The organism is uncultured Veillonella sp. (assembly GCF_963522475.1).
Lineage (GTDB): Bacteria > Bacillota > Negativicutes > Veillonellales > Veillonellaceae > Veillonella.
In genome coordinates, this window is record NZ_CAUQYW010000011.1 from 53,044 (window position 1) to 64,333 (window position 11,290).

Annotated in this window: 8 protein-coding genes and 1 pseudogene; 8 read left to right on the forward strand and 1 reads right to left on the reverse strand. The window is 38.7% G+C overall.

Annotated features, from left to right (window positions below; all coding sequences use genetic code 11):
- The first annotated feature begins 19 nt into the window (after nucleotides 1-19).
- On the forward strand, nucleotides 20-2,872 hold the full coding sequence (gene uvrA / locus RWP19_RS07165; protein ID WP_314357085.1) for an excinuclease ABC subunit UvrA: 2,853 nt from the start codon (nucleotides 20-22) through the stop codon (nucleotides 2,870-2,872).
- Nucleotides 2,873-2,915: 43 nt separating this feature from the next.
- Nucleotides 2,916-4,742 carry an excinuclease ABC subunit UvrC gene (gene uvrC / locus RWP19_RS07170; protein ID WP_314357086.1) on the forward strand — a complete coding sequence of 609 codons (1,827 nt, stop codon included), beginning with the start codon at nucleotides 2,916-2,918 and terminating at the stop codon, nucleotides 4,740-4,742.
- Nucleotides 4,743-4,790: 48 nt separating this feature from the next.
- Here the strand turns inward: uvrC and RWP19_RS07175 are convergent, their stop codons facing one another.
- A complete protein-coding gene (locus RWP19_RS07175; protein ID WP_314357087.1) occupies nucleotides 4,791-6,134 on the reverse strand; it encodes an MATE family efflux transporter in 1,344 nt (447 codons plus the stop codon).
- A 290-nt stretch (nucleotides 6,135-6,424) separates the two neighbouring features.
- On the opposite strand from RWP19_RS07175, the gene RWP19_RS07180 reads away from it, so the two are divergent.
- The 6 genes and pseudogenes from RWP19_RS07180 to RWP19_RS07205 all read left to right on the forward strand — a co-directional run.
- Nucleotides 6,425-7,084, forward strand: a complete 660-nt coding sequence (locus RWP19_RS07180) for a TerC family protein (protein ID WP_314357089.1) — start codon at nucleotides 6,425-6,427, stop codon at nucleotides 7,082-7,084.
- Between the two features lie 146 nt (nucleotides 7,085-7,230).
- Nucleotides 7,231-7,899, forward strand: coding sequence for a TerC family protein (locus RWP19_RS07185; RefSeq protein ID WP_295805426.1), 669 nt, complete (start codon nucleotides 7,231-7,233; stop codon nucleotides 7,897-7,899).
- The gene (gene rlmD, locus RWP19_RS07190) at nucleotides 7,899-9,386 is read left to right on the forward strand and encodes a 23S rRNA (uracil(1939)-C(5))-methyltransferase RlmD (RefSeq protein WP_314357090.1); all 1,488 of its coding nucleotides are present in this window, start codon (nucleotides 7,899-7,901) and stop codon (nucleotides 9,384-9,386) included. Before RWP19_RS07185 ends, rlmD begins: the two co-directional genes overlap by 1 nt.
- 115 nt (nucleotides 9,387-9,501) lie before the next feature.
- On the forward strand, nucleotides 9,502-9,981 hold the full coding sequence (locus tag RWP19_RS07195) for a pyridoxamine 5'-phosphate oxidase family protein (RefSeq protein ID WP_314357091.1): 480 nt from the start codon (nucleotides 9,502-9,504) through the stop codon (nucleotides 9,979-9,981).
- Nucleotides 9,982-10,094: 113 nt separating this feature from the next.
- Nucleotides 10,095-11,156, forward strand: a complete 1,062-nt coding sequence (locus RWP19_RS07200) for an ankyrin repeat domain-containing protein (RefSeq protein ID WP_314357092.1) — start codon at nucleotides 10,095-10,097, stop codon at nucleotides 11,154-11,156.
- A 28-nt stretch (nucleotides 11,157-11,184) separates the two neighbouring features.
- Nucleotides 11,185-11,290: pseudogene (locus RWP19_RS07205) on the forward strand (bacteriocin); the annotation flags it as partial.

Consider the following 11,290-nt stretch of genomic DNA (forward strand, 5'->3'; position numbering starts at 1 on the left):
TCTTTAAATAGGGAACATAATGAAAGATCAATTGATAGTAAAAGGTGCGCGTCAGCATAATCTTAAAAATATAGATATATCCTTACCACGAGATCAGTTTATCGTTTTGACTGGCCTCAGTGGTTCTGGTAAATCGTCCTTGGCATTTGATACAATTTACGCAGAAGGGCAACGACGCTATGTAGAGTCTTTATCTGCTTATGCACGTCAATTCTTGGGACAAATGGATAAACCTGATGTAGACTATATTGAAGGTTTATCTCCAGCAATTTCTATCGACCAAAAGACCACAAGCCGTAACCCTCGTTCTACAGTGGGTACTGTAACAGAGATTTATGACTACTTGCGTCTATTATTTGCTCGTGTAGGTCATGCCCATTGTCCAGAATGTGGTAAGCCTATTACACAACAAACAATACAACAAATGACAGATGACGTAATGAGCTTCCCAGAAGGTACTAAGATTTTAGTATTAGCTCCTATGATTCAAGGAAAAAAAGGGGAGCATAAATCTGTCTTTGAACAACTTCGAAAAGAAGGCTTTGTTCGTGCCCGTGTAGATGGCGTTGTACGTACATTAGATGAAGATATTATATTAGAGAAAAATAAAAAACATTCCATCGATATCGTCGTAGACCGTCTCGTTGTAAAAGAAGGTATTGAATCTCGCTTAGCAGACTCTATGGAGACCGCATCAAAATGGGCAGAAGGCATTGTAGTTATCCAAGAGGTAGATGGACCTGAACATATGTATAGCCAACACTTTGCATGTCCAGATTGTCATATTTCCTTACCGAAAATTGAACCACGTATGTTCTCCTTTAACAGTCCATTTGGTGCCTGCCCAGCTTGTTTGGGAATTGGCTCTACCATGGAAGTAGATGAAGAACGCGTTATTCCAGATGGATCTATTACCTTTGCCGATGGTTGTGTACAAGCGTTGAGCTCTAACCCTAATGCATGGTTTATGCGCCAAGTAGAAGGTCTATTAAAAGCTAATGGATACTCTTTAGATTCTACTTATGATGAATTGCCAAAAGCCTTGCAAAAAAAGGTAATGTACGGTACGACAGATAAGGTGGCTTTCACGTACGAAAATATGCGCGGTGAAGTGAAGGAATTCTTTACTGAGTACGAAGGTATTTTACCGATGGTAAAACGTCGTCATAGTGAAGCCTCTACAGATTCTATGCGTGAAGAGTTTGAAAAATTTATGTCCATTAAGCCTTGTACCACATGCCATGGAGCTCGTCTTAAACCTGAAGTATTAGCTATAACCGTAGGGGATAAGAACATCAATGAAGTGACCCAATTGACCATTAAAGAAGCACTCGATTTCTTTGGTAAGTTACAGTTGACAGAGCGGGAACAAGTGATTGGCGCTCAAATTTTGAAGGAAATCAATGCTCGCCTTGGCTTCCTCAATAATGTAGGCCTCGATTACCTTACTATGAACCGTAGTGCAGGTACTTTGTCTGGTGGTGAAGCGCAACGTATTCGTTTAGCTACGCAAATCGGCTCTGGTTTGGTAGGTGTATTGTACATTTTAGACGAACCGTCCATAGGGCTACATCAACGAGATAATGATCGACTCATCGATACCTTAAAAGGCTTGCGTGATTTAGGTAATACCTTGCTCGTTGTAGAACACGACGAAGATACGATGCGTGCGGCTGACTATCTCGTGGACATTGGTCCAGGTGCAGGTGAGCATGGCGGTCAAATTATTGCAGCTGGTACGGTAGACGAAGTGATGAAGGTCAAAGATTCCATTACGGGTCAGTACTTGAGTGGACATAAGTTTATAGCGCTTCCTGAAGAACGCCGTAAACCAGGTAAGAACTGTATTGAAATTCGCGGTGCGAAGGAAAATAATTTACAAAATGTAAATGTAAAATTCCCTATTGGCTTATTCAATGTTGTTACTGGTGTCAGCGGTTCTGGTAAATCTACCTTGATTAATGAAATTCTATACAAAGGTTTAGCTAATCAATTATATCGCTCTAACCACAAAGTAGGGGCTCATAAAGAAATTCGTGGTCTTGAACATATCGATAAAATCATCAATATCGACCAAAGTCCGATTGGCCGTACACCGCGCTCTAATCCAGCTACCTATACTGGTGTATTCGATGCTATTCGTGAATTATATAGCCAAACACCAGAGGCTAAGATGCGCGGCTATAAACAAGGTCGCTTTAGCTTTAACGTAAAAGGTGGTCGTTGTGAAGCTTGCCGTGGTGACGGTATCATTAAAATAGAAATGCACTTCTTACCAGATGTATACGTACCTTGTGAGGTATGTAAAGGAGCACGTTATAACCGAGAAACCTTAGAGGTAAAATATAAAGGTAAATCCATTGCCGATGTATTAGATATGACTGTAGATGATGCAGTAGAATTCTTTAGTGCTATCCCTAAAATTCATCGTAAGATGATTACCTTACAAGAGGTAGGTCTTGGTTATATCCGTTTAGGTCAAGCTGCCACAACATTATCTGGTGGTGAGGCTCAACGTGTTAAATTAGCTACTGAGCTGGCTCGCCGTAGTACAGGTAAAACCCTTTACATTCTTGATGAACCAACTACAGGTCTACATGCTGAAGATATTCGTAAACTATTAGATGTACTACAAAAGCTCGTCGATGGTGGAGACACAGTTGTTGTTATTGAACATAACTTAGATGTTATTAAGGTGGCCGATCATATTATCGATTTAGGTCCTGAAGGTGGTAATCGTGGTGGTACCATTGTAGCGACAGGTACACCTGAGCAAATTGCTAAGGTAAAAGAAAGCTATACAGGTAAATTCTTAGGCCCTGTTTTAGAACAGACTAAGAAATTTATGAAAGCAGCTCAAAATAAGAAATAGTAGTGAGTACAAAACTTAAAAATCTACGAAGAAAGGAGGACATATGCCATCTGAAGAATTACTAGAGAAGGTCAGTCATCTACCAACTACACCTGGCGTGTATCTATGGCGCGATCAATATAATCGTATCATCTATGTAGGTAAAGCTATTAATTTGCGTAATCGTGTACGTTCCTATGTGCGTAATGATGCGAACCGAGCGCCGAAGGTTACGGCTATGATGAAGCGTGCCGTAGATGTGGAGATTATCCAAACAAAGACAGAGATGGAAGCGCTTATCTTAGAGAATACGCTCATCAAGGAGCATGAACCTAAATACAATATTAGGCTTCGTGATGATAAAACGTATCCGTACGTAAAAATCTCAGTACAAGAGGACTATCCACGGGTATATATGACGCGCCGACTAGAACGCGATGGAGCCAAGTACTTTGGCCCTTTTACAGATGTAACATCTGTACATGTAGTATTGAAATTAATACGCCAGTACTATCCACTCAGGACATGTAAGTCTATGAGGGTAGAGCGACCATGTTTGCAATATCATATGCACTACTGTGAAGCACCGTGCTTTAACAAGATTTCCGTATCGGATTATGGAAAGTATATTGATGAAATTATAGAGCTCTTTGAAGGTAAGCCTATCCCTTTGCTGAAGGAAATTAAAGAGAAGATGGAGCTTGCTGCAGAAGACTTACGCTTTGAAGATGCAGCACGCTATCGAGATCAGCTAACTAGTATAGAAAAAATTCAAGAAAAGCAGCGTATGGTTACACAGCGTGGCGACTTAGACGTGTTAGGTATTGCAGTGGATACATCAATGGCTTGCGTACAGTTATTATTCATCCGCGGTGGCCGACTATTAGGCCGTGAGAACTACTTTGTACAACATGATGGAGATAGTCAAGAAACTATCATGACGGACTTTATCAAGCAATACTATGGAGATACAAACTTCATTCCAAAGGAACTATTATTACCTATGGATAGCACCGATAGAGACTTGTTAAAGGAATGGTTTACACAGCTTAAAGGTCAGAATGTAGACGTATCTGTGCCTCAGCGTGGTTATAAGATGGATATGATTAAGATGGCTCATGAGAATGCAGAAACCTTCCTAGAAGAGCGTCGCCGTCAGTGGCAACACCAAATTGATAAGACTGGTGGGGCTGTTAAAAAATTAGCTGAAGTCCTAGACTTGCCGCGATTACCAGAGCGTATGGAATGTTTCGATATTTCCCATACACAAGGGGCCGAAACGGTGGCATCTATGGTTGTATTTGAAGGCGGTAAGCCTGCGAAGAAGGAGTATCGTCGTTTTAAATTGAAAACTACACAAGGTAAACCTGATGACTTTAAGTCTATGGCTGAAATTATGGAACGACGATATGGTAATGAAACAGATTGGCCTATGCCAGATCTCATTATTATCGATGGTGGTAAAGGTCAGCTTAATGCAGCATTGCCGTTGATTCGCAGTGTAGGTGTTACCGACGTGCCTGTTATCTCTTTAGCTAAGCGTATTGAAGAGGTCTTTGTAGAAGGACAATCTGAAAGTATCATCTTAAGCCATCACACACCAGAGCTTCAATTGCTTCAACAAATACGTGATGAAGCTCATCGCTTTGCCATTACGTACCATCGTAAATTGCGGGGGAAACGCAATTTGGAATCCATTTTAGATCATATAGAAGGGATTGGCCCTAAACGCCGCAAAGCCTTGTGGGCACATTTCAATTGTTTAGAGGCCATGAAAGAGGCATCCATTGATGAACTTTCAAAGGTGGACTCTATGAACTATAAAACGGCAGAAGCATTATATAATTTCTTCCGTATGTCTAAGGTAGAAAAACAAGATATGTTGAAGTAAAAAAGAGCATCTTATTTAAGATGCTCTTTTACTGTATAAGTATGTTATTTATTTTTGTTGACATTGAATGTACCAAGTACGCCAAGTGAACAATACACCTGCTGTTAGTACGCTAGCGAGTAATCCAATCCATACGCCAAATGGACCGTAATTTGGATTATTAGCGAGAATATAGGCGGTTGGGAAGCATACGCCCCAATAGGATATGAGGGAGATATAAAGAACTACTTTTACATCTTTATAGGCTCTCAATATACCTTGTAAAGGGGTTCCAATGGCATCGATAGCAGAGAAGAATACACCGTATCCAAGGAAGCTGTAGATAAGCTTGTATACTTCATCATCATTTGTAAAGAGATCTGCAATAGCGTCCATATTAGTAAACGTAAATGTACAAATCATGATAGCCAATACAATGGCTAAGATGCGAGAAATATAAGAGTACTGGATAGCTTCTTGTTTACGATCTGCCCCAAGTTCATAAGCAACTGTAATGGTAGAGGCCATAGCGATACTAAGAGGTAAACAGTAGAATACATTTGTAAAGGAAATAACAGATTGATGAGCAGCTACGACGGCGGATCCAAAGTGAACCATCAAGAGGCCAGCAATACTAAAGATACTAGCTTCAAAGAAGATGGAAAAGCCAATAGGAATACCTACATGTAGCTGTTCGCGAATGTAGTGAAAACTTGGTTTACTGAAGTCTTTAAAGATACGATATCCCTTTAGCTTTGGATGTAATAGTAATACTAAGCTAAAGAGAATAAAGTTAGTCCAACAAGCACCAGCTATACCATAGCCAGCACCGACACCACCGATCTCTGGAAATCCGAAATGCCCAAAGATGAGTGAGTAGTTCAAAAATACGTTTACAATAAAGCTAGTAAATACGATGGCCATAGAATAATGTGTTAATCCATGACTGTCGACTGTATTGCGCAATGTATTAACCCAAAGTAGTGGGAATAGACCTATGGCAAATGCTTTCAGGTAACTAATACATACCTTAGCTGCAGCAGGTTCCAGATTTAATGCTGTCAGAAGAGGACGTAAGCCTAAGAGACCAATTATTAAAATGATACATGCTAGGCCTGTACCGATATACAGACCTTGATAAAAGATTGTTGAAATATCATCGGTTTTCTTAGCTCCCAATAGCTGAGAAATAATTGGAGTGATACCTAACAACGTTCCTTGTGCAAAGATATAGAAGAGGAGCCATAAATTATACCCTGTAGCAACTCCAGCTAAATCTATCGTACTATATTGTCCCGTTAAAAAGATGGCTATAAATGTACCACCTATAAGGGAAAATTGCGTTATACACATAGGAGTAAATAGCTTAATGAACAACCATAACTTTTGTAATATAGAATATGTTTGATACATACTTACCTCCCTTGTTAATGATATATTATACGATATCATAAAGTAGTCTAATTTAATAGATAAATTCCTAGAGATTTGGGAATTAAATATATATTATTGATTAGTCAATTATGAATCTATAATTAATGATTTTTTATATCCTAGAACTTTTATTTGTAGTGTTATGATTCTCATATTAATATGAATGGAGTATGCTAAAAATGAATATATATTTTACAAATTGAATTTTACACTACTGAACTATATCGATTATAATATATATACTATAGTTATATTCTAAGGAGGATACATTGGACATCTTATCTGTACAAGGTTTATTAGCGATGCTTCAGATCATTGTTATCGATATCTTACTTGCTGGCGATAATGCCATTGTAATTGGTATGGCAGCTCGTAACTTGCCAGCACATTTACAGAAGAAAGCCATCTTCTGGGGCACAGCCGGCGCTATTATTTTACGCCTTGTTATGGCATTCCTATTTGTAGAGGCATTGAACAATATTCCTGCACTTCGTTTAGTAGGTGGTATTCTCCTCTTATGGATCGGATACAAGCTCGTTGCTGATGATGAAAGAGAGCATAATATCGAAGCTAAGGATAATTTACGCGCAGCCATTACAACTATTGTTATTGCTGACGGTATCATGGGTATCGATAATGTTATCGGTGTAGTTGGTGCTGCAGGTGGTCATATGACAATGGTAGCCATTGGTATGCTCATAACTGTACCAATCATCATTTATGGCAGTACTTTATTTGTGAAAGTCATCGAACGTTTCCCAATTATCCTATACGTTGGCGGTGGTATCCTTGGCTGGGTAGGTGCTAGTATGGCAGTAGAGGATACATTGATTGCTCATAGTATTGAACCATATGCACTATTCATCAAAATAGCTGCAGTAATCCTCGTAGTAGGCGCATCTTTGATAGCTAAAAAACTCAAGAAATAATAGAATAAATCTCTTCTCTTAATCATAGGAGGAGAGATTTTTTTATGTAAACTAATAGCTCTCTTTTTAGGTGAGAAAATAGAAAAATTATGGTATAGTTAAGGGATAGTTATTGAATTACTCGTTTGAATTGAGGTATGTACAGAATGGAATTTTTAGAAGTTGCCACGTGGGTGACCATTGGTAAGATTATTTTAATTGATATTTTATTGGCTGGCGATAATGCTGTAGTAATTGGTATGGCAGCAGGTAAGCTAGCTCCAGAACTACAAAAGAAAGCCGTAATTTGGGGTACAGTAGGTGCCATTGTAATGCGCCTTTTATTTGCTACCCTTTTAGTAGAGGCGCTTACTTTAATTCCTCTTATCCACTTAGGTGGTGGCTTTGTACTTGTATGGATTGCCATTCAATTATTAAAAGGTGGAGATGAAGATGCACATATCGAAGCTAAGAATTCATTAATGGGTGCTATTTGGACGATTATTGTAGCCGACGCTATGATGAGTATTGATAATGTCATTGGTGTAGTAGGGGCCGCTAGAGGTCATTTAGAGCTTGTTATTGCGGGGATGTTAATTACTGTTCCAATTATTGTATTCTGCTCTACATTATTTGCTCGAATTATTAATAAATTCCCTGCCATTCTTTGGGCTGGTGGTGCACTCCTTGGCTGGGTTGCAGGCGAAATGATTGTGGAAGATCCACTTCTTATGCCATATATTCAAGGTGAAGAATTACTCGTTAAATTCGGCACTGTATTCTTCGTACTTATTGTGACAGGTATGATTAAAATTTGGAAGAAAAGAGACGCGTAATGAACGGTACTAATCGTACATCTCGTAAAAAACAATCTAAACAACATAGAAGAAGTAATCGCTCTAATTCACAGCAAGCTATAAACGGACAATTATCTAAAAAACAACAGGCTATTTTAAATGCGCCTGTTAAGTTTGGTGATGAAGTATTGGTAACGATTCATGGCATCGGTAGCAGCGGTGAAGGGGTAGGTCGTGTAGATGACTTTACTGTCTTTGTGCCCTTTGCCTTACCTGGAGAAACTGTGAAAGTAGCTATTAATATGGTTAAAAAAACCTATGCTACAGGGCGCCTCTTAGAAATTGTTACGATGGCTCCCAATCGTATCGATGCAAGTTGTGATCTTTATGGCTTCTGTGGAGGCTGCCAACTACAACACATTACCTATGAAGGACAGCTTTCACTAAAAACACAAAAGGTGAAGGACATTATCGAACGCATTGGTCATCAAAATCCAGACCTTGTTAAGCCTACATTAGGACCTAAAGAACCATGGGCATATCGCAATAAGATGCAAATGCCTGTAGGCGGCACTAAAGGCGATATTCAAATGGGATTCTATGCGATGGGATCTCACGATATCGTGCAAGGTACAAACTGTCCTATTCAAGATGAAGGAAATAATATCATTGCTCAAGCGTGTTACCAAATCGCTAAAGAATTTGATATTGAATCGTATGATGAACATACAGGCAAAGGTATACTACGCCATGTAATCGGTCGCATTGGACAATCTGGATGGATGATTATCCTTGTAACTGCTACAGATTTCTTACCACACCAAGAAAAGTGGGTAGAAAAATTAACAGAACGAATTCCTCAAGTAGAAACTATTGTTCATAACGTAAATGGTAAGCGTACTAATGTTATATTAGGACCTAAAAATAATATCCTCTATGGGGATGGGACGATTACAGACCATATTAAGGACTTACAGTTTACATTGTCCCCACATTCATTCTTCCAAGTTAATCCAGAACAAACTACAGTGCTTTACGACCAAGCTCTTGAGTATGCGGACCTTAAAGGTGATGAAACCGTAATTGATGCGTACTGTGGTACGGGGACCATTTCATTGTTTTTGGCCCATAAGGCAAAACATGTAATAGGCATAGAAATTGTAGAACCAGCCATTATTAACGCTCGTGAAAACGCCCAACGCAATGGCTATGATAATACAGAATTCATCGTCGCTGATGCAGCCGTAGAAATGCCAAAACTTTACAAGGCTGGCGTACGACCAGACGTTATCGTATTCGATCCAATTCGAGCAGGCTGTAAAGAAGAAGTACTAACCTCTGCAGCTGGCATGGAACCAAAACGTATTGTTTACGTATCTTGTAACCCAGCCACCATGGCTCGAGACATTAAAATCCTCACACACTACGGCTATGAACTACAAGAAGTACAACCAGTAGACATGTTCCCAATGACCGCACATGTTGAGGCAGTGGCTTTACTCACTAGGAGCAAAGCGACGCAGTGAGTGATAGCACTGCCCATGGCAGGGATGTCCAAGAATTCGAGCGAAGTGAAGAATGATTGGAAACAGCCTACGGCTGAAGCGGTGGCTTTGCTTACTAGGAAGGAAGATTGAATGTATGTTTAAACCTATTCGTAAAAAGATAAATGAAATAGATCGTTCTGCTACAGAAGCAGTATTAACATCTAATCGTCGAGGTATTCTAGCCATGAATGGTGATAATGGATACCCTTATGCTATTCCTATTAATTATTTTTATGATTGTGATAAGAAGAAAATTTATTTTCATGGAGCTAAAGCTGGTCATAAAGTAGATGCATTGAAAACTTCAGATAAGGTATGTTTTACTGTATATGGTAATGAGCGTATTGATGAATCTGAACCATGGGCGCCGTATGTACAAAGTGTAGTCGTATTTGGAAGATGTCGTTTGCTAGAGGCAGGTTCAGAATCTATAGATCGATTAAAAGAATTTGCTATGAAATATTATCCTAGTGAGCAACTTGTAGATGAAGAGATTGCTCATGCTGGTAGAGCAGTTCAAATGTTTGAAATTACTATTGAACATATGAGTGGTAAACAAGTACAAGAGAAATAATAGATTAGTCCTTCGCATATGCGAAGGGCTTTTACTATACACTCATACTTATAAATGTAATATAATGTAATTAGTGATAATCATTTTAAAAATATAGTTTATGTGAGAGAGACATGATACAGTTGAAAGATTTAGGTACATTTGAATCAGTGCCTCATATCGTAACAGATATTGTAACAGGAAATATTAGCGCTTTAGAAAATGCATTAGCCAATGGTTGGGATATTAATAAATCTATAGAAATTGGTGAGTATAGTGAGCATACACCTTTAGAATTAGCTTTGGTTATGTGTTGCTTGCCAAGTATTCAATGGTTAGTCGAGAATGGCGCTGATATTAACGGTGAGGAAAATCCAAGTTTTTTGCTTGCTGTTAGATATGGGAATCAAGACATTATCGATTACGTCGTAGAACATGGTGCTAATATTCATGCTTTAAACCGTGTGAAAGTGGATGCTTTTCAAGCTGCCTTATATGGCAAAAAATATGAGCACTTACAGCTTATCCATGACTTAGGCCATACGGTACAGAAATATGGCGGTAAAGCTTTCAGAAATGCCATTACAGAGAAAAATTATGAGGTTCTAGATTTCTTTATTCATAATGGTGTAGATATTAACTACAACAAGCCTGATTCTGTGTATCCCTTTAAGCCAACTCCGTTGTGTGTAGCAGCACGGTATGTGGATTTAAAGATGTGTAAGTATTTGGTAGAACATGGTGCTGATGTAACCATTACGGAAAAGGATAGTATGCGTCCCTATAGCATTGCTGTTGAAAAAGGCGATATGGAAATGGCAGAGTATTTCAAATCCTTAGAGCCTGCTGAGTACCATGATAAACAGAATAAAATGGATCAATTAAAACCATTTAAACTACCAAAAGTATTAATATCCTTTTTAGAGGGAGATAATCTTTACTTTGAATTGCCAGACTCAGATTTTATTTCTATAGAGTTCTTACCGCTCATTGATACAGTTCCATTTAAATGGGGACGTCGTAAGCTGTTACGTTTATCTAAAGAATTAGGCGAGTATAACGATTGGCAAATTGTGTGGGACCCTAAGTCTAAAAAGATTGGCTGTTATGATACCGAGCATCAAGAATTAAGAGAACTTTGTAAATTCGATGAGTTTATGTCTGATATGGCAGGGCAATTAGACACTTTGTTTTAATGGATATCGTAAAGGAGAGATGATACATATGACAGATACCTTTGAGAAAACATATACAGATTGGTCTATTGATGTAGGCACCTATAAATATGAAGGTATTACACTGAATGAAGTTGAACAAAATCTGTATGCTA